Below are 26,584 nucleotides of genomic sequence, written 5' to 3'. Positions count from 1 at the left end.
TTGATTGGGACATCCGGAAGCCGTGAGCGAAATCGTAGACGTTGAAGTGCCGACCGTTGGCGAATCCATCACCGAAGTTCAATTGGGGGCTTGGATCAAGTCCGAAGGCGAATGGGTCGATTCGGGCGAAGACTTGGTGGAGATTGAGACGGAGAAGGCATCGGTCCAGCTGCCCGCCCCGGCGGCGGGATTTCTGGAAGGGATCAGCAAGCAGGAGGGGGATTTTGCCGAGATCGGCGAGCTGATCGCAAAAATCCGTGTCGCCCCAAAACCCGACTCAGACGCATCGGCGTCCCCAGGCTCGGGCTCGGCCACCGCGTCAGCCGATTCCACTGCTGGAACCGGGGCGGGCGGATCGGCCGCCAGCTTCGTGATGCCTGCCGCCCAACGCCTGCTCGACGAGAACGGTTTGTCGGCCTCGGACGTCCCCGCCAGCGGACCCGGCGGCCGGCTGTTGAAAGAAGACGTGCAGAAGTATCTCGAATCGGGCGGGGCGAAGCCGGCGTCCCAACCGGCTAAGGAATCGCCCGCCGCAGCACCGGCCGGCAAACCCGCCGCCTCGACAGGCGTCACCGCACCGTCCAAGCCGACCAGCACGTTGATGACCGGGGCGCCCGACCGCAGCGAAGAGGTCAAACCGCTCAGCATGCTGCGCCGAACCATCGCCTCGCGGCTGGTCAACGCCCAGCAAACCGCCGCACTGCTGACGACGTTCAACGAGATCGACATGCAGCCGGTGATGAGTCTCCGCAAGAAATACAAAGACGCGTTCTTGGAAAAGCACGGCGTCAAACTGGGTTTTATGTCGTTCTTTGCGAAAGCCGCCGTCGAAGCACTGCGGCGTTTTCCGGCCGTCAACGCCGAGATCCGTGAAGACAGCGCGATCTACCGCAATTACCAAGACATCGGCGTTGCCATCGGCGGCGGAAAAGGATTGGTCGTGCCGATCATCCGCAACACCGAACGATTGTCATTTGCCGAAATCGAGTGGACGATCGCCGATTTCGCCAAACAGGCGACCGAAAACCGGCTGCAAGCCGAAGACCTGATCGGTGGCACGTTCACCATCAGCAACGGCGGCGTCTACGGTTCGCTGCTCAGCACCCCGATCGTCAATCCGCCGCAAAGCGGGATCCTGGGTCTGCATTCGATCCAAGACCGGCCCGTCGCGATCGATGGCAAAGTCGAAATCCGGCCGATGATGTACGTCGCGCTGACCTACGATCACCGCATCGTCGACGGCCGCGAAGCCGTCGGGTTCCTAAGAACGATCAAAGAAGTGATCGAAGATCCGGCGAGATTGTTCTTGGAGCTTTAGAAAAGTTTCAGGTTTCGAGTTTCAAGTTCCAAGTCAGTTGGCGACCGGCAAGTGACGGAAAAATGGAGGGCAGAAAACTGGTGGACGGACGAAGAATGGCCAGACAAGAAAATATCGGGCAACAATGAAACCTGAAACCTGAAACCTGAAACTAACCCAACTCCCCGCTGCGTCGCGCGCTTGTTTCGACGGCGTTGATCAGTGCCGCACGCAGTCCCCGTTCTTCCAGCACCTTCAGCGCGGCGATCGTCGTGCCGCCGGGGCTGGCGACGGCGTCTTTCAGTTCTCCGGGGTGGCGACCGGATTCCATCACCATCTTGGCGGTGCCCATCACGGTTTGGGCGGCCAGGGTCATCGCCAACTGTCTCGGTAGCCCGGCCAGCACGCCGCCGTCGGCGAGGGCCTCGATCACCAAGCAGATGTAGGCCGGGCCGGAGCCACTCAGTCCGGTGACCGCGTCCATTTGCGATTCGGCGACGCGGGCGACCGTTCCGATACCGGCCAAGGCCTGTTCGATCCACCGGCAATCTTCCTCCGTCGCCCCCGGGCCCACACAAAACGCACTCGCCCCGGCGCCGACCAGGCTGGGGGTGTTCGGCATCACGCGGATGACGCGCTCGTGACCGACATGCTCGCACAAGGTTTGCAGGGAAACCCCGGCGGCGATCGAGATGACCAGTTTAGTCTGGTCCACCAATCCGGCGATTTCGGCGGCCACCTGCGGGACCAGGTGCGGCTTGACCGCCAGCAAGAAAATGTCGGCCTGGGCGTCATCACCACCGAGCCTGTCACGGAACCCGACGGTCGGGTGTTGGCTGGCCCACCACTGGCGGCTGTCGGGGCTGGGGTCCACGATGGTGATCTGTTCGGCGGCGGCGAAGCCCGATGCCAGCATCCCGCCGACCAAGGCGCGGCCCATTTGTCCGCCGCCGATCACTACAACAGTCGCTTTCTTCATCTCGATTTCTTTTCGGTGATTGCCCCTGGGGGGGCGGGATTCAGTTACAGCCGCGGATCTTTTCGGATACCTGGGCCCAGCGGGCCGGCCCGCAATTGACCCCCATCGGGCGGGCACCTAGCATGGTCCGTTTTTCGTTTTGCCCATTTCGACGTGCACAGTTTAACCTTCTCACGGTTTGGAGTCTCCCGCGTGCAAGAAGCGATCGCCAAAGCTGACACCCTCATCGAAGCGATGGGATGGATCCGCAGGTTCCGCGGCAAGACCACCGTCATCAAGCTCGGCGGCAGCGTGCTGGACGACGAGAACGCGTTGATGCACATCCTGTTGGATGTGATCTTTATGGAAACGGTGGGGATGAAACCCGTGGTGGTTCACGGCGGTGGGAAAGCGATCAACCGGGCGTTGGCCGAATCGAACGTGGAGCCAAAATTCATCCACGGCCGGCGCTACACCGACGATGCGACGTTGGAGGTCGTGCGGCGGGTGTTGGCAGGTGAGGTCAATCAGTTTTTAACCGACGAGATCGAACGGCTCGGCGGCCGGGCGATGAATCTGTCCGTGCACAGCACCAACGTGCTGTTCGGAGAGCAGTTGCATTTGGACAGCGGAGAAGACTTGGGGCACGTCGGCCAGGTGACCGAAGTCGATCGCAGCGTCATCGAAGGGCTGTTGTACACCGACCAGGTCCCCGTGATCCCCAGTTTTTGTGAAGGCAAAGATGGGCGTTGTTACAACGTCAACGCGGACACCGCGGCGATGGCGGTCGCCCAGGCGCTCGGTGCCGAAAAGCTGGTCTTCCTGTCCGACGTCAACGGCGTTCGCATGGACAAGGATGATCCCGACACGATCATTCACTCGCTGAGCGAGACCGAAGCCCGCGCGCTGATTGACTCCGGTCACATCGCCTCGGGTATGATTCCCAAAGTCGAAGCCTGTTTGGAAACACTCGGACGGGGCGTCGGCAAGGTGCACATCGTCGACGGTCGACTGCGACATTCGTTGCTGTTGGAAATCTACACCTCCGAAGGCGTCGGCACCGAAATCTACAAGTAACTAACCTTGTCGTGTTCAGGCACATTTCTCATCACGCTGGCAAGTGAGTCGTTCTTCTCATGCAACACTTTTTATCCCTGTTCGATATCAGTCCCGACGACTTGCAGCTGATTCTGCGGACGGCCGGTGTCGTCAAGAAAAAGTTGGCTGCCGGTGACCGGCCCAATATTTTGAAGAACCAGGTCATCGCGCTATTGTTTGAAAAGCCCAGCTTGCGGACGCGGGTCAGTTTCGAGGCCGGGATGGCGCAGCTGGGGGGCGAGAGTCTGTTTCTCGGTTCCGATGTCGGCTGGGGGAAACGTGAAGCACCGTCCGACTTCACCAACGTGCTCGGCCAATTCGTCGACGCCGTCGTCTGTCGCGCCAAACAGCACGCCAAAGTGGAATTGCTGGCCAGTTTCGACGCGATGCCGGTGATCAACGGATTGACCGATCTCTGTCATCCCTGCCAGGCGCTGGCGGATATTCTGACGATCGAGGAAGTGTTCGGCTCCTACGTCGGCAAACATCTTGTGTTCGTCGGCGATGGCAACAACGTGGCGCAGTCGCTGGCGTTGATCTGCGCCATGCTGAAGATGCGTTTCACGTTGGCCTGTCCCGATGGCTACGAGATGGATTCGGATTGGATGGCAAAGCTGCGGGCGGCCTATCCGAACGCGGAAATCGAATCCGTGCGGGACCCGGCCGCGGCGGTGAAGACGGCCGATGCCATCTACACCGATGTCTGGACCAGCATGGGGCAAGAGGCCGAGATGGTGGCCCGTCGCCAGGCCTTTGCCGATTTCCAGCTCAACAAGACGCTGCTCGCCGCGGCCCCCTCCTCGGCCCGCGTGCTGCATTGTTTGCCGGCGGTTCGTGGCGAAGAAATCACCGACGAAGTGATCGACGGGGATCAAAGCGTCATCGTCCGTCAGGCCGGAAACCGGATGCATGCCCAGAAAGGCTTGCTCGTCTGGCTGCTCGGTCGCGATTGGATCGCCAAAAACGTCGTCTAAAAGCCCCCAAGTGGCGCAGGCTTCCAAGTGGCGTAAGCTTCCAAGTGGCGTAAGCTTCCAGCTTGCGTCCCCTGAGACGCGCCAGCGTCCAACCCTCCCCCACCGACCCGCAAGCTGGAAGCTTACGCCACTTCACCGACCCTTCTTTCCGCAACACTTCCTCCCCCTCCACTCCGATTCCCCATGCGCCCCGACGATCAACTACGCCCGGTCGAGATTCAACTCGGTTACTTGGCCCATCATCCCGCCAACGTGCTGTACAAGTCCGGCAACACGATCGTCCTGTGCACCGCATCGGTGGAACCCAGTGTTCCGCCGTGGATGGAAGGCAAGGGGAAAGGCTGGGTGACCGCCGAATACAACATGTTGCCCGGCAGCACCGTGCCGAGAAAACGACGTGAGCGGAGCAAGGTGGACGGGCGGACGACAGAGATCCAGCGGTTGATCGGTCGCTCGTTGCGTGCCGTGGTGGACCTGAAAGCGCTCGGCGAACGCTCCATCGTCGTCGACTGCGACGTCTTGCAAGCCGACGGCGGCACGCGTACCGCATCGATCACCGGCGGCTTCATCGCGCTGGCCCAAGCCGTCAGGAACGAATTACCCGATGCGAAGATCGGCGAAGGGCCGCTGTGTGACAGCATCGCCGCGATCAGCGTGGGCGTGATCAAGGACACCGTCAAATTGGATCTCGACTACGAACTCGACTTCGCCGCCGACGTCGACATGAACGTCGTCATGACCGGCAGCGGCAAGTTTGTGGAAATCCAAGGCACCGGTGAAGAAGCGACGTTTGACGACGACCAATTGGCCGCGATGCTGGCGATGGCCCGCAAAGGAATCGCCGAGCTGACGACGTTGCAACGCGATGTGATCGGTTGACCGTCGCGTGTCCAGTGCCAAGATCAAAGCCGCATCGAACGCTTCGATCTCCGAAGCGGCCCTGCACCTTGCCGAGGGTCGATTGGTCGGTGTGCCGACCGAAACCGTTTATGGATTGGCCGCCGACGCCACCAATCCGGTCGCGGTTCGGAAAATCTTTGAAGCCAAGGGGCGGCCGTCCAATAACCCGCTGATCATCCACGTCGACTCGGCCGAATCGGCGCGGCGCTGGGTTCACGTCGATCATCCCCCATGGCTGGCCGACCAATGGCAACGCGCCGCCGCGTTTTGGCCCGGGCCGTTGACCGTCGTGGTTCCCCGTTCGGCCGAGGTGGTCGATGAAGTCACCGCGGGGGCGCCGACCGTTGCCATTCGCGTCCCCAGCCATCCGGTGATGCGATCGCTGTTGGCCGCGTGCGAGTTTCCGATCGCCGCGCCCAGTGCCAATCCGTCCAACTACGTCAGCCCGACCTGCGCCGAGCATGTTCGGCAAGGGCTCGGTGACAAGGTCGCGATGATCCTCGATGGCGGTGAATGCCAATGCGGTTTGGAGTCCACGATCATTCGGCTGCGGAGTGAAGGCGTCGAATTGCTGCGCCCGGGAAGCATCTCGGTGGAGCAGCTTCAAGACGCATTCGGGTTCGTCCAACTGCCGCACGAGGACGACGCGAACGCAGCCGGTGACGGTTCCGGGCGAACCGACCCGGTGGCCGCGATGCCCGCACCCGGGATGTTGGCCAAGCATTATTCGCCGACCAAGCCGCTCAGGATCGTGGACGCTTGGCAACCCGAGAAACTTGAACCGTCGCGGGTCGCGCGGATCACCTTCGCCCCACTGCCCGATGCCCAGGCCGGCCGTTTCGGTTGGTATCGGTCGCTCAGTTCGACCGGTGATTTGAACGAAGTCGCCCAGCACCTGTTCACGGCGATCCGCCAAGCCGACGCAACGGCGTGCGAGTTGATCGTGATCGACCGCTGCGACCGCTCGGGCATCGGCCGAGCCATCATGGACCGCATCGACCGCGCCGCCGGCTAGTGCAGACCTAACGGCGGTTCTGGCCGCGGCGGCGGGCGGCTCGGTCGGTGTGATCTTTCTTTGCCGCTCCGGCGGCGAGTGCCATCGCGCCGATCAAGACTTGGGACATCGGGTGCGAGGCGACATTGCCGAGTTGCCGGCTGAGCGTCGGCCCCCAGCGTTGGGCGCGGCGGAGTCGAGCCCAGGCGTCGTCGATGTCGCGTTCGTTCTTGGCCCGTTGCAACAGGTCCTGGATGTCCAGCGAGGGTTCGAACTGTGACCGCGCGGCGTCGAACTTGGCCGCGCGGAAACGCTGGATCAGCCGGCCGAGCGCTTCGATACAACGTTGCATGTCGCGGATCTCGTCGTGATGTCGACGGGTGTCGCCGTCCAGGTCATCGAGTTTTTCGTCGACTCCTTGGATTCGTGCGACGATCTGATCATCGGTCAGCGAAGGGGTTCGGCGGGCGGTGGAGGCCAGGTCGCGGGCGTCGATCTCGGCAAGCCGTTCGCGGATCGCCGACACGGCCTCGCGGTAGTACTCTCCGCGGGTGTCTTCCAGGTCCATCCATTCGTGTTGCAGCGATTCGGTCTCGTCGCGGAGTTTGTCCAGCTCGAGGAGTTGCCGTTCGCGGCGTTCGCTCAAGTGTTCGGCTTTGGTCACGGCGGCTGTCAGCCCGAGTCGTTTGACGACCAGATCGCGTCGCTTTTCCAGTTCCTCCATCACGGTATCGAGCGCCGCGCGGTCCTCGGCGATCAGCTTGCGCATCTGTTCGGGCGTTTCGGCCAGGAATTGGTAGCTCTGGCTGGCTTTGTGGTAATCGATGTATTGGGCCAGCCAGCGATCCATCCGTCGTGTGAAGCCGCGTTTGCCGTATTGGTCGGTGCCGTATTTTTGGTCTCTCAGGTAGGTGAACAGGGTGCTGTTTTCGTAACCCGGCAATTTCCGCGCGGCGTCCTGTTCGATCTCATTCAAGTTGGCTTCGGCCCGCTCCAAGGCGGCTTCGGCCATGGCGGCTTGATTGGAAAGGGAGGCAAAGGTTTCGTCGGCGGCCAATTCGGATTCGACTTGCGAGGCCAGTTCGTCTTGTTCGGCTTTCGCTGCGTCATAGTCGGCATTGATTTCCAGCAAGCGGTCCTCTTGCAGCGTGCGCCGATCGTTGGCATCGGCCAGGGCGGCGGACACGCGGCGGCGGTGGTCTTCTTTTCGCATCAAGACCCGCTGCACGCGATCACGGACTTCACCCCAAGACGACTCGATCGCGTCGCGGGTCAGTTCGGGCAGGTAGTATTCCGCCAGATTGACGAGCGCGTCGCTGCGGTCGTCACCCAACTGGTCGCGTTGGGCGTCGATCGAGGAGAGCCCCGACTGCATCCCCTCGATGCGCTGTTGAATGTCTCTGTAACCGTCCATCAGCAGACGGTGCATTGCCGGACCGGAAATCGTCATGTTGCACGCAATCCTGGGCTAACCGAAGAAGTACCAAAGGCCGCCGGCGATTCCCGCGGCCAACGACCAGAGAATTCTGCCCCGCCAGACCCAACAGTGGGCCAAAAACCGTTTCAATCCCGGCGCGGGATCCTGGTAGGTGTGCAGGGTTTCCATGTACTGGCCGATCGCCGCATCGATTTCCGCCTCGGTGACGTTGTCACCGGACAATCGCGCGGTCCGCATCAGTTTTTCACGCAGGGCGACGCGGATGTCGTCCCGGCGAAACATCTCCTCGGCTTTCTCGCGTTGGTCCCGCATTTCCCGGGCGACGTCCATCACCCGCAGCGTTTCCTGCAGCGTCAGGTGTTGGCCGGGGAGTTCGATTTGCGTCTGTTTGGCTTGTGCTTGGCTCATCGCGGTTGATGATCGGAAAACGAAGGCGTGGGAGCGATGCCCGAGGATACAAGATACCGTCTCGATTGCGTCTGGGGCATCGGTGCGCTAACTTGGTAGGCGTGTTGACGCCCGTCGTCGGTTTCTTTCGCAAACATACATCCGTCAAAGACCCAAAAACATGTCCCAGCAAGCTCAAGCGTCTGCATCGCAAGCCCAGTCTCAGCCACGCGATACGAGCAAGATGCGGAAATACCTCAACGATGCGGTTCAGGTGTTGAAGGATTTCGGCGTCGACAGCAAAAGCGGTGCCCCGCAGGAATTGATTTCCCTGCTCGAAGGCGTCAAACATCTCGATGAGGGCAAAGTGTTGGCGATCGCGGACGTGATTCAGCACATGGGGGCGTTCAACGCGTTGGTGCGTGAGAATGTCGAAAGCATCGAGGTCGGCAACCGGTACTTGCAGATTTCTCAGGAATTCGACTCCGTCCGCGAGGACAGCAAGCGGTTGATCGCCCAGTTGGATGACGGTCGCATCAGCGGCACCGAAAAACTGTCCAACTGGTGGATGAAGATCCGCCGGGGGACGCCCAACGACCGCTTCGAAAAAATCGTCGAAATCTATTCCGACGTCGCCAAGGACACCAAGCAGGCGCTCAAGAGCGAAGACCAAATCATGGACGCGTACATCGATTTTCGATTCGCGCTCAAGGAGGCCGAAGTGCTGGCGCGGGAGTTGCTCGATGCCCATTCCCCACGCATGGAAGCGGCTCAAAAGGCACTGGCCGATGCCCAAGACGCGCTGGACAACTACAGCGGCAGCGACGAAGGGGGCAAGAGCCAGTTGGAACTGGCGCGTGACGAGTCGCGTCAGAAGTACGAAGACGAGGACGAGACCTACCAATTGCTCAAGGACATCGCCGAGAACCTGGAGATCGGTTACGACGTCGGTGAAACGTTGATCAGCAAGCTGAAACAGACGCACGATGTCAAAGAACGGGTGTACCGCCGTGCGGTCACGTTTTTCACCACCAACGAACACGTCTTCACCATCCTGGGGACGGTCTATCAAAGCCAGCACGGGCTACACGAAGTCACCCAGGCGACCGAGGCGATGAAGGACGGCGTCAACAAGGGGTTGGAAGACGTCGCCAACTTGGGGCGTGAACTGGAACGCGCCGCGTTGAAAGCCGGGTACGGCAGCACGATCAATCCGGAATCGGTGCAGAAACTGGTCGATGCGATCAGCGATTTTCAGATCGAGTCGTTGGAGATGATCACCGAGTTGCGCAAGGAGAGCGAAGAGAGCACACGGGCGATTCGCAAAAGTGTCGAAGCGGGCAAAAAGAAGTACCAGGAAACACTGGCCCGCCACGCACGCGATCAGATCAAACGCTAAAGCCATGCCACTTGATCCACTGAACCTCGCCCCCCTGACCGATGCCCAGAATCGATTCCGGCGTGAATTCAACGATTTCGCCCGGTTGTGGCAGGAAACCAAACAGGACTGGCGCGACGACCGCGCGGTCCAGTTCGAGCGGGAGTTTCTCGCCCCTCTGGGGCCGAGCCTGTCCCGGTTCGCCTCGACGCTGGCCGAATTCACCGAGACCTTGCGGAAATCACAAGCCGCGATCAACGACACCGACCAACGCTCCGGCGAGCTATACTAACGTCGGTATCCCAAAATTGTTGTTTTGGGGTAGCGGCACCGGCGACGAGTTTCGGACGCTCTTCCTTGTTTGGCAGACCGACTGTCGGCGGAGTCCGAGACGAGAGGACCCCACGCGATGGAGGCGACGGGTCTGCCCGGTTGGGGATTTTTTCCTCGTCTTTTCTCCTCGATTCTGATCCGCACCATGAAAGACTTCTCGGTCGCTCCCGCCGGGCTGTTCTCGCCCGAGCGACAACGCCGCCTGATCGATGCCCTGGTCGCGCGGTTTGAAACCTGCCAAGCCCAGCGCCAGGAACTGATCAACCAGCATGCCGCCCAACGCGACGAAGAGGAGCACCAGTTGCTGTCCGATCGCAGCGGTGTGACGGCCGAGTGTCGACGACAGCGGCGGATCACGCTCGGCCAATGGGACGCGGCCGAGGAAAAGGTGTTCGCCGGCTATGAAGAGGAAACCGTGCGGTTGCGATCGGAGATCAATCGTCTCGCGTCGCTGTATCGCAAAAAGACTGCCGAGGGAAAGGTCGCGATCGAGCGAAAAGTCGAAGCGCGGCGCGAAGCCGTCCTGCATCAATTCGAAGGCCGGCGCCACCAGCCCGGCGAGCAGAGCAAAAAAGAGATCGAGCAAATCAATGCCTCGCTGGTTCCGATCGGCGAAGACGTGGCTTGGGCGCGCGATCTGACGATTCGTCGACTGGACCGGTTGCCCAATGTTCCACCGGCCCAGACGCCGGAAGAGGACATGAGCGAACCGCCACCGGAGTCGATTGCGGAATCGATCGACTCGGTGTATCAGCTTTCGCGAAAGTGTCGCGGCTTTGTCACCGAGCTGCAAACCAGTGCGGCGGCCAAATTCGATGATTCGTTTTATTTGCCCGGCGGCGTCGCGGTCGCGGTCGTGTTGTGGTGCATCGGCGTGCAGGTCGCCCAGCCGGCCGAGTATTGGTTGTACATGGTCTCCGGCGTCGTGGCGGCGGCCGTGATCGGGTTTTGCATCTACGCGACGTTGCTGATTCCCCTGCGGCGGCAAACCCGGCGGATGTACCCGATGATCATTCGAACGGGCCAAGCCGCCGAAGAAGCTGCCGCGGCGGGGCGGAAGATCTCTAAAGACGCTGCCCGCGACGCGTTGGCCGAATTAGAAGACCGACGCGATCGACACCTGGAAGCGGCCGACCAATGGCGTGAAGACCAGTTGGAGCATCTGACGCAGAAGTTGGCGGCCGAGCAGGCGGCGGCCCGGGCAGAATTGATCGAGCAGTTGGAGCAACTCGGCGACGATTTTCAGTCGGGCTACGGCAAAGTGAATTCAGAGATGCACCATCGCGCCGAGCAGGTCGCGGCAACCATCACGGCACAGCTTGCCGATACCGACCAAGCCTTGCACCGGCAACGGGAGGCCAATGCGCGTCGACGGCACGAAGAATTGCAGCGGGTGACCGATCGCATGCGCGACGGCGTGCGGGGCGGTTTGGAACGCATCAAGTCGGCCGGGAAAGCCTGCGCCACCCGGTTTCCCCAGTGGGACAAGGTCGCCGACCAGCCGCACACCGAATGCGACGAATTGGATTTCGTGCCGTTGGGGCATCTGGAAATCACCCAGTTTCTGGCGCGGACGCTGACCTCCGAACGCATCGCGGATGCACCCGACGGGGCCGGCAACCACTCCGGCCAGGTCAAACCGCTGTTTCGCAGTGGTGATCTTCCCGACGAAATGCCGGTGGCGCTCCATCGACGGCTGCACAGCGGTTTGATCATTCACGCCGCCCCGGACCAGATGACCAAAGCGGTCGAGCTGGTTCATCAGGTGTTGTGGCGGATGCTGTCGGGGACCTCCGGCGGGCGGACCAAGTTGACGCTGATCGATCCGATCGGCCGCGGCCAGAATTTTACTTCGTTCATGTCATTGGCCGATCACGATCCTACGCTCGTCAGCCATCGTGTCTGGACGACCGAGAACCAAATCGAAACGCGTTTGGGCGAAATCGCGCAACACGCCGAGGATGTGTTGCAGTCCAGTCTGCGTGACCAGTTCGAGCGCGTGGAGGATTACAACCAGATCGCCGGCTCGATGGCCGAACCCTATCAAGCCGTTGCCGCGGTCGGGTTTCCCGAAGGCCTGACTCGGGGCGGGTACAAGCACCTGAAGGCACTGATCGAGAGTGGCGTTCGCTGCGGCGTTTTTGTGTTCATGGTCTGCAACGAGAATCAGGTTTGGCCGAGCGATCTGCCGTTACCCCACGACAGCCGTGTGTTGGAATTGTCGGTGGACAAAGACGGCCATTGGACCGTGCGGCACGCGGGCCTGGAGCGATTGGAATTTGTACCGGCGGCGAATGTTGCCGCCGATCTGCGCGGGGAACTGGCCGACCAGATCGGGACGGCCGCCACCATGGCCGCACGGGTGGAAATCCCGCTGGAGTCCATCCTGCCGGCGCAGGGCGGCAAGGGACGGACCGACGACGGGATCGAGATCACGATCGGCAGCCAAGGCGGACAGCGTTCGCTGGCCTTGGACTTGGGCGAAGGCGTCCGCCAGCACGTGTTGATCGCCGGGAAAACCGGCTCGGGCAAAAGCACCCTGCTGCACTCCATCATCACCTCGGGGGCCCATCACTACACGCCCGACCAATTGCACTTTTATCTGCTGGATTTCAAGAAAGGCGTCGAATTCAAAACCTATGCCGACAGCGGATTGCCGCACGCACGGGTGATCGGCATCGAAAGCGAACGGGAATTCGGTCGCAGCGTTCTGCAGCGGCTGGACCAGGAACTGCAACAGCGCGGTGAACTGTTCCGGGCACAATCGACGCAAGAGTTGTCGGACTATCGGTCGGCGAGCGGTCAGCCGATGCCGCGAATCATGCTGGTGATCGACGAATTCCAAGAATTGTTCATTCGCGATGACAAGGTCGCCGCGGAGTGTTCGATGTTGCTGGACCGTCTGGTTCGCCAGGGCCGGTCGTTCGGGATCCACGTGATCCTGAGCAGCCAGTCGCTGGCGGGGGCCTATTCGTTGCCGCGGGCGACGCTGGGGCAGATGGCCGTTCGAATCGCGATGCAATGCAGCGAATCCGACGCGGCGTTGATCTTGTCCGATGACAACACCGCCGCACGATTGATCACGCGCCCGGGCGAAGCGATCTACAACGACGCGGGCGGATTGATCGAAGGCAATCAGCCGTTCCAGGTCGCCTGGCTGAGCAACGACGAGCATCGAAAGTTGCTGTCCAAAATCGCACAGCGGGACAAAGTGTTTCTCGACAAACTTCCTCCGCCGGTCGTGTTCGAGGGCAATCGACCCTGCAAATGGTCAGCGGCGTTGGCCGCAGCCGCGATCGGCGATCGGGCCCGGTCGGGTGACGAGTTGCGCGGGTTGTTGGGAGAGTCCGTTGAAATCGGTCCACCGGTCGCAATCGAATTGTCACGCAACGCCGGTCGCAACGTGGTGATGATTCCGCCGTCGGAAGCCCGGCCCGGATTGCTCTCCGCTGTGCTTTCCGGATTCGCCCAATCGAACTCGGATTTGGAAGTGATCTATTTCAACGGCAACCGACCCAATGAAACCCAGTCCTTGTATCCATGGTTGCAGCGGGCGGGATTCAACGTCCGGGAAGTGAAGCCGCGTGAGAGTGCGCCGGAGATGGGCAAGTTGGCCGAGTTGGTCAAGGAGCGGGGGGACGAGGCCGAGGGCGTCCATCCGATCGTGATCGTGATCGACCCGTTGGATCGGTTTCGGGACTTTCGACACGAAGACGCCTTTAATTTTTCGCTCGACGCGACGCAAGGCAGCATGTCCGGCGGCCAGGCGATGCGCGAGGTGCTCAAGGATGGACCGCCGGCGAACGTCTATTGCATTCTGGTCTGTGGCGGCGTGGAAATCATGACGCGTTGGTTGCCACGGCAATCACAACATGACGTCGAATTGCGTGTGCTGGGGCAATTGAACGCGTCCGATTCGTCGTTGTTGATCGATTCGCCGATCGCGAGCGAACTGTCCGCCGCGACGATGCTGTTGTACGATGAACCGGCCGGCCGAATCAGCAAGTTTCGCCAGCCCGATCAAGCCGATGCGATGGACGTCAACGCTTGGTTGCAATCGTAGCACCTCGTTCAAGTCCCACCATCGGGTTCCCCACCGTCGACCACGCCACCGACCATGCCATCGATCTTTAGCAAAATCATCGACCGCGAAATCCCCGCCGACATCGTCTTTGAAGACGACGTGTGCCTGGCGTTTCGGGATATCAATCCCAAGGCGCCGGTTCACGTGTTGGTGATCCCCAAAAAAGAAATCGAATCGTTGGCGCACTTGTCCGACGAAGACGAATCGATTGTCGGTCACTGCGTGTTGGCGGTCGCCAAGATCGCCGCCCAAGAAGGCTTGGCCGATGGCTACAACATGGTCGTCAACTGCGGCCAGGCGGGAGGCCAGGAGGTGCCGCACTTGCACTTTCATCTGCTCGGTGGAGCGAAGCAGACGCTGGTTTAAGAGGAGGCGCTGGTGTCCAGGCTTTAGCCGCCCGGGGACGCAGCTTGGGGTACGACGGCCCTTCCGGGCGGTCGCGTGTCGCCGCTTGGTACGACGGCCCTTCCGGGCGGTCGCGTGTCGCTGCATTGCAGCGACCGGGAGATCGCCTAAAGGCTAAACACCAACGTGTGCTACGATCGATCAACCATTTTCCCTTGCCCATGCCACAGCGAATCCTCCGTCGTCAGCCCCGCGAGGGCTTGCGCGAGGATGGCGGTGCGGCGCAGGGCGTCGTGCAGTGGTTCGGCCCAGGGGCCGAGGTTGGCTCGCTGCCAAGCGTCCCTGGCCAAGGCGAGCGCTTGAACGTCGTCGCCGCCGCTGAGCGGATCGGCCGGAAGCCGGTCGTAATAGGAACGAAACTGGGTCGTTGCGGCAAAGAACGAGCGCAGGCCGTATCGGTCGGCCAGTGCCGCTTGGAGCCGGAGGCAGGCGTGTTCGTGGAACTTTTTGGACGGATCAAAACTTTCCAGCCCCCAGTCCGGTCGATGCACGCTTTCAGGACCTTCACAAAGGGAGTGGCAGACCTCGTGCAGAATCATCTGCGCCAGGGAGTCGTCCGGGTCTAAGGTTTCGGGCGTCCCAATCGTCAGGACGCCGTGCCCGTCCCACGACGCATTCACCTCTGCACTCCGCTGGATCTGCATGCCCATGCGGCCGGCGGCGTGAATCCAGATCAGCCCCAGCGGGTCGGTGTAGGTCTTGTCGATCTTTCGCAAGGGTGAACTCGGCGGGTCAGATGGCACAATCAGGCCAGCAATCGGGCCGTCATTGTGTGGGAATCCTGTGGGAATCCTGTGGCCGCGTCAACTTGCCGAACAGATAAATTGGGCTGCGGGATCCACGACCGCACACGGGGCCGGTTCGGGTTGTCGAGCGTCGACGCCGAGATCGCGTTGACGACGCGGGCGACCGATGGGGCGACTTGAGCTGCCTGTGATTCAACGGGTGTGGTGAAAATGACTACATGGGAATCACCTTTTTTGTGACTTCCGGCTGCTTCAGGTGACGGTAGGTTCAGCTGTAACTCGTTTGCTCTACCTCGCCGCTTCGCCGTCACAAGAGAGACTTGATGAGACAGGAGAAACTAGCGCTGCCGCGGAACAAGACGATTGCGCAGCTCAGGCGATTGCGAAAAATGGGGTGCGAATTCATCCGGACCGACGACGACGGTGAATCGTGGATCGGGACCACGGACGCGGAAGACGGGATCCCGATCGACTTGCTGATCATCAGCGGGGCGTTCCAAGGGAAGATCGTGATGCCATGCGAGAAGTTACTCGAATTATCCAAAACGGTTGACTGAAAGTCGCCACGGCGACGAGAACGCGTCTGCGACAGGCCCGCATCTGGCCGAGGCGATTGGTCGGGTGGCCACGCTGAAGCGGCGCTGGTTCTGCGGTATCATGGCCTCCATTCGAGCGAGTGCTCGCGCCCACCCGGCATGGTGTGTGGTGGACCACAGACGTCCACTGCGCGAATACCCGAGGGTGGGGAAACGGTTTAGTGCGAACGGAAGACCATGGCCAAGCAAACGAACGCGACGCCCGCAGACATGGAGGGGGAGACGAGATCGGGCGGCAGAAAAGAGCAGCCGATTCGAACCGGCCCCGCCGGCAACCGCGGCGTGGCCGTCGTGGGGATCGGCGCATCAGCCGGGGGGCTCGATGCGTTCCGGCGGTTTTTTTCTGCCGCTCCGGGGGATCTGGGCGTGGCGTTTGTGCTGATCCAGCATCTCGACCCCACGCATGAAAGCCTGACCGCAGAACTGTTGGGCAAGCACACCGAAATGAGCGTGGTGCAAGTCGTCGAGGAGATGGTGATCGAGCCGAATCACGTCTACGTGATCCCACCCAACAAGTATCTGACGATCAGCGGCAAGACGCTGCATTTGTCCGAACCGGTCCAGCGTCGCGGTGTCCGGGTGCCGATTGACTTTTTCTTCCGCTCACTGGCCGACGACCAGCAAAGTCGAGCGATCGGCATCATCTTGAGCGGGACCGGCAGCGACGGGACGCTCGGCGCGGGGGAGATCAAGGCGGCCGGCGGCATCGTCATGGTTCAATCGCCGGACACGGCACAATACGACGGCATGCCGCGCAGCGCGATGCTGGCCGGCGTCGTCGATTGCGTGTTACCGGTGGACGAAATGCCGGACATGCTGCTGCGCTATGTGGGGCATTCGTATGTCAACGACCAGACGACGCAAACGCGTTTGGAGCGGTCGGTGACCAAGGCATCGAGCGATTTGACGACGATCGTTGGTCTGTTGCGGGCACGCGTCAAGTACGACTTCAGTTACTACAAGAAAGGAACGCTGACCCGCCGAATCCAACGTCGCATGGGGCTCCGGCACGTCGAGGCAATGGATGAGTACATCGAACGGTTGCGACAGGACGATGCCGAAGTCACGGCGCTTTACAAAGACCTGTTGATCAGTGTGACCAACTTCTTTCGCGATCCGCCGGCCTGGCTGGCTTTGGAAAAACACGTGATCGGACCGTTGGTGGCGGGCTTGGCGCCGGACCCTCATCGGCACGACGAGACACACCGCAACACCATTCGCGTCTGGACGCCGGGCTGTGCCAGTGGCGAAGAGCCGTTTTCGCTGGCCATGCTGCTGACCGAGAGGATGCAAGCCGCGTCGAAGGATGGTGAATTGAATCTGTTTGCTTCGGACATCGACCATGACGCGGTGGCTTTCGCGCGAGCCGGGGTCTATCCGGAAACGATTGCGGCCGATGTCACGCCCGAGCGATTGCAGCGGTTCTTCACCAAGGGCGAGCACACCTATCGGATCAACAAGGAGATCCGCGAAACGGTTGTCTTTGCCGAGCAGAATGTGATCAGCGATCCGCCGTTCTCGAAATTGGACTTGATCAGTTGCCGCAATTTATTGATCTACCTGGAACCGGACATCCAGAAAAAAATCTTGTCGATGTTCCACTTTGCCCTGCGTGACGGCGGGTATCTGTTTCTCGGCAATGCCGAGACGATCACACAGCAATCCGACTTGTTCGTACCGGTGTCGCGGGAATGGCGGATTTACCAGCGGAGCAATTCGGTCGAGCGCGAATACAGCGTGCCCGCCCGTGCCTCCAGATCGCCGCCTCCGGAAATCGCCCTGCCTGCCCGGGGCGTTCAACGACGCGCCCCCCGGTTGCCTGCGGCGGCCCAGCAGTTGGTGTTGCAACGATTTGCGCCCGCCTGTGCGCTGGTCGATCGCTCGCTCAAAGTGGTTTACCTGCACGGCCCCGTCGACGACTACTTGCAGCTTCCCAGCGGAGAGCAGACGTATGACTTGATCGCCATGTCACGCCAGGGATTGCGAACCAAGTTGCGCGTGGCCGTTCAGCAGGCGATCCAGACCAACAAACCGGTGGCGCTTGAGAACGTGCAGGTCCGGCGGGGGCAACAATTCTGTCCCGTCCGAGTCAGTATCGAGCCGCTGCGTCAACCGGACGAACTGTCGGATCTGCTGTTGTTGGCGTTCGAAGAAGCGGACGCGGAACAGCGCGTGCGGCTGGTCTACGTCGAACCGAGCGAAGCGATCCCCCCCGACGAGCCCGACACGGTCGCCGAGTACCAGGCCGTGATCCGTCAACTCGAACGCGATCTGACGGAAACGCGAGAGGATTTGCAAACCTCGATCGAGGAGTTCGAAACCAGCAACGAGGAGTTCAAGGCGGCCAACGAAGAAGTCACGTCGATCAATGAAGAACTGCAGTCGACCAACGAAGAATTGGAGACTTCGCAAGAGGAACTGCAGTCACTCAACGAGGAGATGCAGACGGTCAACAACCAGTTGGAATCCAAGGTCGGCGAATTGGAATCGGTCAACAACGACTTGAACAATTTGCTGTCCAGCATCGATCACGCGACACTGTTTCTTGATCGACAGTTCCGCGTGAAGCGTTTCACGCCGGCGACCGCCAACTTGTTGCGGGTGATCGAAACCGATATCGGCCGGCCGTTTTCCGACTTTGCGAAAAACTTTTCGGATGAGGATCTGCTCGATGACGCGGCGAACGTGCTGAAGCACCTGGCGCCGATGGACAAAGAGATCCGCGACGAGCGGGGCCACTGGTACGTCCGACGGATCGTCCCCTACCGCACCGAAGAGGACCGCATTGATGGCGTTGTGATCACGTTTATCGATATCACCGAGCGGAATCAGGCGCGGGAATCGCTGCAGTTGTTGAACGCGTCCCTGGAACAGCAGGTGATCGAACGAACGAAGTTATTGCAGCTTGTCCATGACATCACGGCGTTCGCCAATCAAACGCAAACCGTCGATGAGGCGTTGTCGTATGCCATCGATCGGATCTGTCAGTACGACGGTTGGCAAGCCGGCCAGGCGTTTCGGATGGCCGGCGATGGCAGCGGCGCGATCCTGCCGACGGAGATCTGGCACCAGGCCGAAGGAATGGACGTTTCGCAAATCCGACGCGTGACCTGTCGCCCGAGCTACGCTCATTCGAGCGACAATCTGATCGACGATGTCGTTGCCGGCGCAGCATTGCGGTGGGTCGCGGACATTCAGACATCGACCGAATATCCACGACACGATCTGCGTGATCTGGGGGTCCAGGCGATCATCGCGTTCCCGGTGCTGGTGGGGAACGAGGTTGTCGCCGTGCTGGAGTTTTATTCACAACAGTCCGCTCCACGCGACGAGAGATTCGTTGACGCGATCAAGAACATCGGCGTTCAGCTCGGCTATGTCGTGGCGCGACGAGCATCCGATCGCCAAATGGCCAAAGTCACGTTGGAGGAACGGGAGCGATTGGGGCGAGAATTGCACGACTCGCTCGGCCAACAAATCTCCGCCTTGGGCATGTTGGTCGAGTCGCTCAGACACGACATGGCGGACGATTCGTCGGCCAAACAAGAATTGCTCGAGAAACTGAAAACGCATATCGAAACATCGCAACGGCAGATTCGTTCGCTGATGGTCGGGCTTGAAGTGGTCAACGTCGAGGGGGGCGGATTGCCGGCGGCTTTAGAGCGTCTGGCCGTCGAAACGTCCAAGCCCCACGGACCGGTTTGCCGTTTCGTCGGCGAGCATGACGTCACCTCGATCGACAGTTTCGCAGCGACCCAGCTGTTCTTGATCGCCAGCGAGGCGGCGCACAACGCGGCGAAACATGCTCAAGCCGACCAGATCGTGATTCGATTGACCAATCGCGCCGGCATCCAGCTCAGTATTGCCGACAACGGGGTCGGCCTTGCCTCCGACAGCGAACATTCCTCCGGCATGGGCATTCGAATCATGCGACACCGCGCCAGCCTGATCGAAGCCGCACTGCGATTCGAATCGCCCTCGCAGGGCGGTACCCTCGTCCGTTGCACGTTGGCCGGGAAGATGGGATAAGCATGACGAAACGGCGAATCACAGAGGCCAAGCCTGCCACCGCATCGACGACTCAACGCGCCGTCGGCGTCATGATTGTTGACGATCACGAACTGCTGCGCGACGGGCTGCGGCAATTGATCAGTCGTCAGCCGTATTGGAAGGTTTGTGGCGAAGCCGACAGCGAACACCAAGCCCGCATCCGATTTCGCGAACTGCAACCCGATCTGGTCATCGTCGATCTGACACTGCGAGAAAGCAGCGGACTGGATCTGATCAAGTGGATTGTCGACCAGCGGCCCCAGACCCGAGTGATCGTGTCCACGATGCACGACGAGCGGGACTACGGCGAGCGGGCGATGAAGGCCGGTGCGTCGGGGTATGTGAACAAGCATTTGCCCGCCACCACGATTCTGGAGGCCATCGATCGAGTCCTCCGCGGCGGGCTGTTCTTTAGCGAGGAAATGACCAGCCGGCTGATGCACAGTGCGGTGTCCGGGGCCGATCCCCGCTCCGATCCGGGCGACCCCGGCCGCTCGATCGTGGGCGCCCTGTCCAATCGTGAATTGCAGGTTTTTACGCTGATCGGGCATGGATACACCACCCACGAGATCGCCAAAAAGCTGCACATCAGCCCGAACACGGTCGGAACGCATCGCGAACGACTCAAAGGCAAGTTGGACTTGAACTCCAGTGCCGATCTGAACCGCCAAGCCACGCTGTGGGTCGTGCAAAACGGCTGACCCCGCGGCCTTTTCAATGCACTTGCCCTTTGCCAGATCTGGTCGGTTTGGACATAATGCGATCTTATTCTGCACTTACCGGGATTTCACCATGTCGTCCGCTGTCGAGTCCAAGTCGGATTTAGAGAACCAGACCGTTTATTTTCGTTGCATCGCGGGTTGCTCCGCCAAGCACTCGATCTTCGACGTCATCTACACCTGCCCGTCCTGCGGCAGTCTGCTGGAGGTCTATCACGAGCGCGAGCCACTCCGCAAACGCAACCCCTACCAGTGGCAGCAGCTGTTCGACTCCCGCGCCAGCACTTCGGATTGGCCCTACGGCAGCGGCGTGTGGGGCATGCGTGAGTGGGTGATTCCCGCGTTGGCTGACGAAAACGTCGTCAGCATGTTCGAAGGAAACTCCAATTTGTTCTGGGCCGAGCGATTGGGGCGGCAACTGGGCGTTCCGGATCTGTGGATCAAATTGTGCGGCAACAGCCACACCGGGAGTTTTAAAGACCTGGGCATGACGGTCTTGGTCAGCGTCGTCAAACAGATGATGGCGCAAGGCAGCCCCGTCAAAGCGGTCGCCTGTGCCAGCACCGGTGACACCAGCGCCGCGCTGGCCGCCTACGCGGCCTATGCCGGAATCCCCGCGGTCATCTTCTTGCCCGCCGGCAAGGTCAGCACCGCACAGTTGATTCAGCCGGTCGCCAACGGCGCCCACGTGCTGGCACTGGACACCGACTTTGACGGCTGCATGAAAATCGTCCAGGAAGTGACGCAGGATAATTCGATCTATCTGGCCAATTCGATGAACAGTCTGCGGATCGAAGGTCAAAAGACCGTCGGCATCGAAATCGTTCGTCAGTTCGATTGGGAAGTGCCCGATTGGATCGTGATCCCGGTGGGCAATCTGGGAAACATCAGCGCGCTCCACAAAGGGTTTCGACTGATGCTGGACTTGGGGTTGATCAACCGCATGCCCCGGCTGGTCGCCGCCCAAGCGGCCAAGGCCAATCCGTTTTACGAATCGTACAAAAACGGATTCAAAGAGAAGGTTCGCGTGACCGCCCAGGACACACTGGCCAACGCCATCCGAATCGGTGACCCGGTCAGTTACGCCAAGGCGGAACGGGCGATCGTGGAAACCGACGGCATCGTGGAACAAGCGACCGAAGACGAGTTGGCCGCGGCGGCCGCCCACGCGGACTTGACCGGCATGTTCACCTGTCCCCACACCGGCGTCGCGCTGGCCGTGCTCAACAAGCTGATCAAGCGGGGCGTGATCAAGTCGGACGACAAGACGGTCGTGATCAGCACCGCCCACGGTCTGAAATTCACCGATTTCAAGGTCGCCTATCACGAATCAAGGCTGGACGAAGTGACCAGCCAGTACGCCAACCCCGCGGTGCACTTGCCCGCCGACGCCGACGCGGTGAAAGCCGAAATCGAAAAGCGACTCGCTCATTAACCCAGTGGCGTAAGCTTCCAGCGTGCGATCCGTGGCGTAAGCTTCCAGCTTGCGAGTGCCATGCCGCCGCTACCGCGTTGCCGTTTTCGACGCAACGACCATGTAGTGCGGCGTCCGAGCGGTCTGGTTCCACCGCTCAGTCAGGTCGACGGATTCAATCGCAAATCCAACCGTTTCCAGTAAATACGGGACCGTCGCCAGCGACTGGCTGGCCGACAACGGCAACACGTCGACTTCTTTGGCCCAGTCGCCGATGTAAGAGTCGCGTCCGAACAGGCCGTCGATGATCACCACGTGACCGCCCACGCGTAACCAATGGTGCCAGTTGCGAAATGCGGCCAGCGGATCAAACAAGCTGCTGACCACTTTTCTGGACGCGATGACATCAAAACTGGAGGCGGCGAACACGGCTCGGTCGTTGGCATGGTCGCAGCAGCCAACGATGGGGCTGACACGTTTGAGTTCCGGTTTGGCTTTCAGTCGGTCCAACATCGCGTGCGACGGTTCCAGCGCGGTGATCGATCCCACGGGCAAGTTCACCAGCGCACTGCTGAGCGCGCCCGTGCCGGCACCCACGTCCAAGACATCGGCGTTTTCGGGAAACGTGTAAACGCTTTGCAAATCCGTCAATAAATCGGACTGCATCTCCACGGACAACGTTCCCAACCCGATGTAGTGATCATATTCCTCGGCAGCCTGGCTGTCGTACCGGTCTGCACAGCGGCCCCGTGCGGCCTGTCGATCGATTTTCCAATCCATTGCATCCCTTCGATGTCACTTCGCCGAGAGTGCCGGTTTGGGCGTGTAGCCGCGAAGGGCCGGCCGGGGCGTGTAACCGCGAAGTGCGGGTTGCGGTGTGTAGCCACGCAGTGCGGGTCCGGGGGCGTAGCCATAAAGTGCAGGTCGCGGGGCCCAGCCGTACAGTGCCGGTCGCGGTACGTAGCCTTGGAGCGCCGGTCGCGGCGTGTAGCCGCGCAGCGCCGGTTGCGGCACGTAGCCGCGCAGTGCCGGCTGGGGCACGTAGCCATCGAGTGCGGGGCGAAACCGATTGGTCTGGGCCGATCGCGTGGCCTGCGGGGCCGACTGCTCAGACAGTCGCTGTTGCCGCCGCATTTCCAACGCGGCATCGCGACGTTGCTGCAGCCGAGCTCGATATTCAGCAAACTTTTCTGGATCTCCCACGGCCCAGGCGTCCTGGCTGAGGATTGCGAGTGCAGCGATCAATAAAATCGATCTCATGGCTCAATTCCCGGGTCGTGTTGGGGGCGGGGCGAGGCTGCTAGGTTTCCGCAGCCGATGGCGGGGGAGAATCCAAAAGCCATTGTAGGCGCCCGGCAAGTCCGGAATCCACTACGAAAAGCCGGCGATCGTCGAAACAAGGGGCCGGCAAACAGCGGCGCACGACTCACGGGCCTGTAAAATGCCTCGATTCCTCCCGTTTTTCATGCCCCCGCGGCAACCACGTTTCACCCGCCGAGGACCTTCGATGACCGTCAGAACCGGATTGCTGCTCGCCGGAATTTTCCTCGCAGGATTCAACCTGTTAAGGGCCGAGGATCTCGAGTCCGAGGATCTCAGGGCCGCGAAACATTGGCATCAGGCGGCCGGGCCGAACGGCAACTGGCAGACCGACGGGGACGCGCCGCTGCGTTGGAGCGTGACGCGGGAGGAGAACATTCGCTGGCGGACTGCGATGCCCGAAGCCGGGATGAGCAACGTCACGGTTTGGGCAGACCGTGTGTTTGTGACGACCCATGTGCCGATTCAAACGCTGGATCAGAAGAACGCGGTCACCGACATCATCGGTTTCTGCCTGGACGCAAACACGGGCGAGAAGCTGTGGCAGGTGACGTTGCCGGGCAGCGTCTTCATCTCGCTGGCCGGTGGATTCACCGACGGAACCGTGTTCGCCCCGATCACCGATGGCCGCCACGTCTGGTTTTTCAATCGCTGCGGATCGATGGCGTGCTACGATTTCGAGGGCAACGAGATCTGGATGCGGGAGTGGACGCCGCGTTTCAAGCACAACAATCGCCAGGCAGAACCGTTTCTGGCGGGAGACGCGATCTTGTACGTCGAGGTGGCGGACAAGGAGGCCGGAGCGAAAATCCAAAAGTGGGCCGCACCGGGCAAAAAATCCAAAGGAATCGCTGTGCCCGAAGGCGTCGACGAGAAAGACGTCTGGACTTACCTGCACGGCATCGACAAACGAACCGGCGAAGTGCTTTGGCGCGAACCCGTCGGGACTTCGGTGCACAACACGCCGACGGTTGGATGGACCGCCGACGGAAAATGGGCCGTTGCCCATGCCCGCGGTGGACCACACGGTCCGTTGGAAAAACCCTTCGGACAAAGTCTCACCAGTCTGGAGCCCGGAGAAGCGGGCAAGACACTTTGGAGCACCGAGCTCGAGGGCTATGATCCGTCGTTCGCTTGCCACTGGAACGGTCGCTATGTCTTTGGCTTTCAAAAGGGCAACCATCTGGTGATGGATGCCTCCTCCGGCAAACTGCTCCGCACGCAACCCTTGTACGACAGTGCGACGCTTTGGAAGTTCGAACCGAACGCCGGGGACTGGTCGAAACAAACCGATGTGGCCGTCAAAGCTGGCAAAGGGCATCCCAACACCAATCAGGCGAATCTTGCCGCCGGCAAGTGGCATTGGTTTCTCTCCCACAACGTTCACTACCTGGGACGAGTCAACGTCGAAACCGGCGCCGTGGAGTACCTGGAACTGCCGGCACAATTGATGCCCAGTTCAGAGTCGCGTGAAGAGGATGTGTGGTTGTGGGGAAAAGGGAACCCCGACAATCGGCCCACCAATGCGTCGGGTTTTGCCGTCGGAGACAAGGGACACCGTGGAACGGGCTGGGGGCACATTTCAGCGGCCAGTCCGACGTTGGTCGGACGCTATCTGTTTCTGCCCGTGGTGACCGGAACGGTCTACGTGATCGACACGCAAGTCGAACAACTCACGCCGGACGCCCTCGTCGCCGTCAACGATCTCGGCCCCGGCGGAGCGACCTGGACACTGGCATCGTTGACCTACGCCAAGGAGCGTCTGTACGCACACACGATGAAAGAGATCGTCTGCATCGAAGCAGATGATTGATCGAGAAATAACGAGGGGAAGAAAACGAAAGCTGAGACGACACGCGACAAACGGTCAGCCGTCGTGGTTGGGATTCTTCCTGCCCTCAATTTTCCTACCTCTCAACTCGGGCGTGCGCTGAGGCCTGCTGCTCCGCGGATGCTCCGGCGGCGTGCTTGAAGGCGTGTGGACGAGCGGTGGGGAGTTTTTGAAGGTAGGAAGATTTTGGGTAGGAAAACGGATGCTGGAAAGATTTGTGATAAACGGGGCAACGGTTGTGGCTAGGATTCTTCCTACCCTCAATTTTCCTACCTCTCTCTTGGACGTGCGCTGAGGCTTGCTGCTCCGCGGATGCTCCGTTGGCGCGCTTGAAGGCGTGTGGACGAGCGGTGGGGAGTATTGAAGGTAGGAAAATTTTGGATAGGAAAACGGATGCTGGAAAGATTTGTGATAAATGGGGCAACGGTTGTGGCTGGGATTCTTCCTAGCCTCAATTTTCCTACCTCTCTCTCGGACCTGCGCTGAGGCCTGCTGCTCCGCGGATGCTCCGGCGGCGTGCTTGAAGGCGTGTGGACGAGCGGTGGGGAGTATTGAAGGTAGGAAAATTTTGGGTAGGAAAACGGATGCTGGAAAGATCTGTGATAAACGGGGCAACGGTTGTGGCTAGGATTCTTCCTACCCTCAATTTTCCTACCTCTCTCTCGGACCTGCGCTGAGGCCTGCTGCTCCGCGGATGCTCCGGCGGCGCGCTTGAAGACATGTGGACGAGCGGTGGGGAGTGTTGAAGGTAGGAAAATTTTGGGTAGGAAAACGGATGCTGGAAAGATGCGTGGCAAACTCATCGGCTATTTTAATTGCATTTTCCGCTCCCAGATCTTCCACTGCCTCCGGAGGACGGTCATGCCGATCACCTGTCCAATCGACTTTCACCCACTGAGTACAGAGGAGTTCGCCACACTGGACTACACGGTCATGGCGCACGCCTTCTCCTCTCAACGGGACCTTGGGAGCCTTGCAGACGAAATTATTTACCAATCAGACTTTTTCGAAAGGCTGGATGGCTCAGGATTCAACGTTGCTCGGGAAGTACCAGTGTTGGTGCGGTTCGAATCTTTCAGCAAAACATACAAGCTGGATCTGGTCGTCAACGACATGGCGGTCTACGAACTGAAGACGGTTGCTGAATTGACGAAAGAACATTTGGGGCAACTGTTGAACTATCTGTTGCTCCTGGACATTGAACGCGGAAAACTGGTTAATTTTCGTCCAAATTCGGTGGATAGCAAGTTCGTCAATTCACCATTGTCCGGTTCAAGTCGCCGATGCTTTTCAACTACGAAAGAGCGGTATCACGGACCGCAAAGCTTGGTTGATTTAATTGAAGCATTGCTCAGTGATTGGGGGACAGGGCTTGAGTTACCGCTCTATCAACAAGCGATCGTCCACTTGCTGGGAGGGAGAGAGCAAGAGAGTGTCAAGCTTCCGATGAATCGCCGGGGTAGGGAGCTGGGGAATCAGCGGTTCCATCTTGTTACGGCTGACTCAGCGTTTCGTCTAACCGCATTCAGTAAATTTCCCAGAGGTTACTCCTCTCAACTTTCACGACTGCTTCGAGCAAGCCCATTGGATGCCCTTCACTGGATCAACATTGATTACCACGAAGTGACAATGACAACAATCCAAAGATGAGCCGTCGAGATT

General features: G+C 60.3%; 21 protein-coding genes. 15 read left to right on the top strand and 6 right to left on the bottom strand.

Features of this window, described 5'->3' with window-relative positions:
• Positions 1-22 precede the first annotated feature (22 nt).
• Positions 23-1,318, top strand: coding sequence for a 2-oxoglutarate dehydrogenase complex dihydrolipoyllysine-residue succinyltransferase (gene odhB, locus Enr13x_RS34540; protein ID WP_145391443.1), 1,296 nt, complete (start codon positions 23-25; stop codon positions 1,316-1,318).
• Between the two features lie 151 nt (positions 1,319-1,469).
• Here the strand turns inward: odhB and proC are convergent, their stop codons facing one another.
• Positions 1,470-2,276 carry a pyrroline-5-carboxylate reductase gene (gene proC / locus Enr13x_RS34535; protein ID WP_145391441.1) on the bottom strand — a complete coding sequence of 269 codons (807 nt, stop codon included), beginning with the start codon at positions 2,274-2,276 and terminating at the stop codon, positions 1,470-1,472.
• Positions 2,277-2,468: 192 nt separating this feature from the next.
• On the opposite strand from proC, the gene argB reads away from it, so the two are divergent.
• The 4 genes from argB to Enr13x_RS34515 all read left to right on the top strand — a co-directional run bounded on the left by argB (position 2,469) and on the right by Enr13x_RS34515 (position 6,242).
• A complete protein-coding gene (argB, locus tag Enr13x_RS34530; RefSeq protein WP_145391439.1) occupies positions 2,469-3,332 on the top strand; it encodes an acetylglutamate kinase in 864 nt (287 codons plus the stop codon).
• Between the two features lie 59 nt (positions 3,333-3,391).
• Positions 3,392-4,327: an ornithine carbamoyltransferase gene (gene argF, locus Enr13x_RS34525; protein WP_145391437.1), complete on the top strand. Its 936-nt coding sequence runs from the start codon at positions 3,392-3,394 to the stop codon at positions 4,325-4,327.
• Between the two features lie 183 nt (positions 4,328-4,510).
• A complete protein-coding gene (rph, locus tag Enr13x_RS34520; protein WP_145391436.1) occupies positions 4,511-5,206 on the top strand; it encodes a ribonuclease PH in 696 nt (231 codons plus the stop codon).
• A gap of 7 nt (positions 5,207-5,213) precedes the next feature.
• The gene (locus Enr13x_RS34515) at positions 5,214-6,242 is read left to right on the top strand and encodes an L-threonylcarbamoyladenylate synthase (protein ID WP_231743951.1); all 1,029 of its coding nucleotides are present in this window, start codon (positions 5,214-5,216) and stop codon (positions 6,240-6,242) included.
• A 7-nt stretch (positions 6,243-6,249) separates the two neighbouring features.
• On the opposite strand, the gene Enr13x_RS34510 is transcribed toward Enr13x_RS34515, so the two are convergent.
• Both Enr13x_RS34510 and Enr13x_RS34505 read right to left on the bottom strand, forming a co-directional pair.
• Positions 6,250-7,671, bottom strand: coding sequence for a coiled-coil domain-containing protein (locus Enr13x_RS34510; protein ID WP_145391434.1), 1,422 nt, complete (start codon positions 7,669-7,671; stop codon positions 6,250-6,252).
• A gap of 18 nt (positions 7,672-7,689) precedes the next feature.
• A complete protein-coding gene (locus tag Enr13x_RS34505; RefSeq protein ID WP_145391432.1) occupies positions 7,690-8,067 on the bottom strand; it encodes a DUF6384 family protein in 378 nt (125 codons plus the stop codon).
• A 160-nt stretch (positions 8,068-8,227) separates the two neighbouring features.
• Here Enr13x_RS34505 and Enr13x_RS34500 point away from each other — a divergent pair, with 160 nt between their 5' ends.
• From Enr13x_RS34500 to Enr13x_RS34485, 4 genes are all read left to right on the top strand, one after another.
• Positions 8,228-9,445, top strand: coding sequence for a cell surface protein (locus Enr13x_RS34500; protein WP_145391430.1), 1,218 nt, complete (start codon positions 8,228-8,230; stop codon positions 9,443-9,445).
• 4 nt (positions 9,446-9,449) lie between these two features.
• Positions 9,450-9,716 carry a hypothetical protein gene (locus Enr13x_RS34495; protein WP_145391428.1) on the top strand — a complete coding sequence of 89 codons (267 nt, stop codon included), beginning with the start codon at positions 9,450-9,452 and terminating at the stop codon, positions 9,714-9,716.
• A gap of 186 nt (positions 9,717-9,902) precedes the next feature.
• Positions 9,903-13,820, top strand: a complete 3,918-nt coding sequence (locus tag Enr13x_RS34490; protein ID WP_197455576.1) for an FtsK/SpoIIIE domain-containing protein — start codon at positions 9,903-9,905, stop codon at positions 13,818-13,820.
• A 54-nt stretch (positions 13,821-13,874) separates the two neighbouring features.
• On the top strand, positions 13,875-14,207 hold the full coding sequence (locus tag Enr13x_RS34485) for a histidine triad nucleotide-binding protein (protein ID WP_095739753.1): 333 nt from the start codon (positions 13,875-13,877) through the stop codon (positions 14,205-14,207).
• A gap of 170 nt (positions 14,208-14,377) precedes the next feature.
• Here Enr13x_RS34485 and Enr13x_RS34480 read toward each other — a convergent pair whose 3' ends face one another.
• Positions 14,378-14,962, bottom strand: coding sequence for a hypothetical protein (locus Enr13x_RS34480; protein WP_145391426.1), 585 nt, complete (start codon positions 14,960-14,962; stop codon positions 14,378-14,380).
• Between the two features lie 353 nt (positions 14,963-15,315).
• Here Enr13x_RS34480 and Enr13x_RS34475 point away from each other — a divergent pair, with 353 nt between their 5' ends.
• The 4 genes from Enr13x_RS34475 to thrC all read left to right on the top strand — a co-directional run bounded on the left by Enr13x_RS34475 (position 15,316) and on the right by thrC (position 21,792).
• Positions 15,316-15,549, top strand: a complete 234-nt coding sequence (locus Enr13x_RS34475; protein ID WP_145391425.1) for a hypothetical protein — start codon at positions 15,316-15,318, stop codon at positions 15,547-15,549.
• Between the two features lie 216 nt (positions 15,550-15,765).
• Entirely contained in the window at positions 15,766-19,617 is a 3,852-nt protein-coding gene (locus Enr13x_RS34470) for a chemotaxis protein CheB (RefSeq protein WP_145391424.1), read from the top strand.
• Between the two features lie 2 nt (positions 19,618-19,619).
• Positions 19,620-20,339, top strand: coding sequence for a response regulator (locus Enr13x_RS34465; RefSeq protein ID WP_145391423.1), 720 nt, complete (start codon positions 19,620-19,622; stop codon positions 20,337-20,339).
• Between the two features lie 91 nt (positions 20,340-20,430).
• Positions 20,431-21,792, top strand: coding sequence for a threonine synthase (gene thrC / locus Enr13x_RS34460; RefSeq protein ID WP_145391422.1), 1,362 nt, complete (start codon positions 20,431-20,433; stop codon positions 21,790-21,792).
• Positions 21,793-21,861: 69 nt separating this feature from the next.
• On the opposite strand, the gene Enr13x_RS34455 is transcribed toward thrC, so the two are convergent.
• Complete coding sequence (locus Enr13x_RS34455; protein WP_145391421.1) at positions 21,862-22,551, bottom strand: class I SAM-dependent methyltransferase; 690 nt, start codon at positions 22,549-22,551, stop codon at positions 21,862-21,864.
• 15 nt (positions 22,552-22,566) lie between these two features.
• Positions 22,567-23,031, bottom strand: a complete 465-nt coding sequence (locus tag Enr13x_RS34450) for a hypothetical protein (RefSeq protein ID WP_145391420.1) — start codon at positions 23,029-23,031, stop codon at positions 22,567-22,569.
• Between the two features lie 247 nt (positions 23,032-23,278).
• Between Enr13x_RS34450 and Enr13x_RS34445 the strand changes: the two genes are divergently transcribed.
• Positions 23,279-24,904: an outer membrane protein assembly factor BamB family protein gene (locus Enr13x_RS34445; protein WP_197455575.1), complete on the top strand. Its 1,626-nt coding sequence runs from the start codon at positions 23,279-23,281 to the stop codon at positions 24,902-24,904.
• 804 nt (positions 24,905-25,708) lie between these two features.
• Positions 25,709-26,572: a GxxExxY protein gene (locus Enr13x_RS34440; protein WP_145391418.1), complete on the top strand. Its 864-nt coding sequence runs from the start codon at positions 25,709-25,711 to the stop codon at positions 26,570-26,572.
• Positions 26,573-26,584: the final 12 nt, after the last annotated feature.

This window comes from Stieleria neptunia (assembly GCF_007754155.1).
Lineage (GTDB): Bacteria > Planctomycetota > Planctomycetia > Pirellulales > Pirellulaceae > Stieleria > Stieleria neptunia.
Note: the sequence above shows the minus strand (reverse complement) of the source record. Positions and strands in the feature narration are given on the sequence as shown.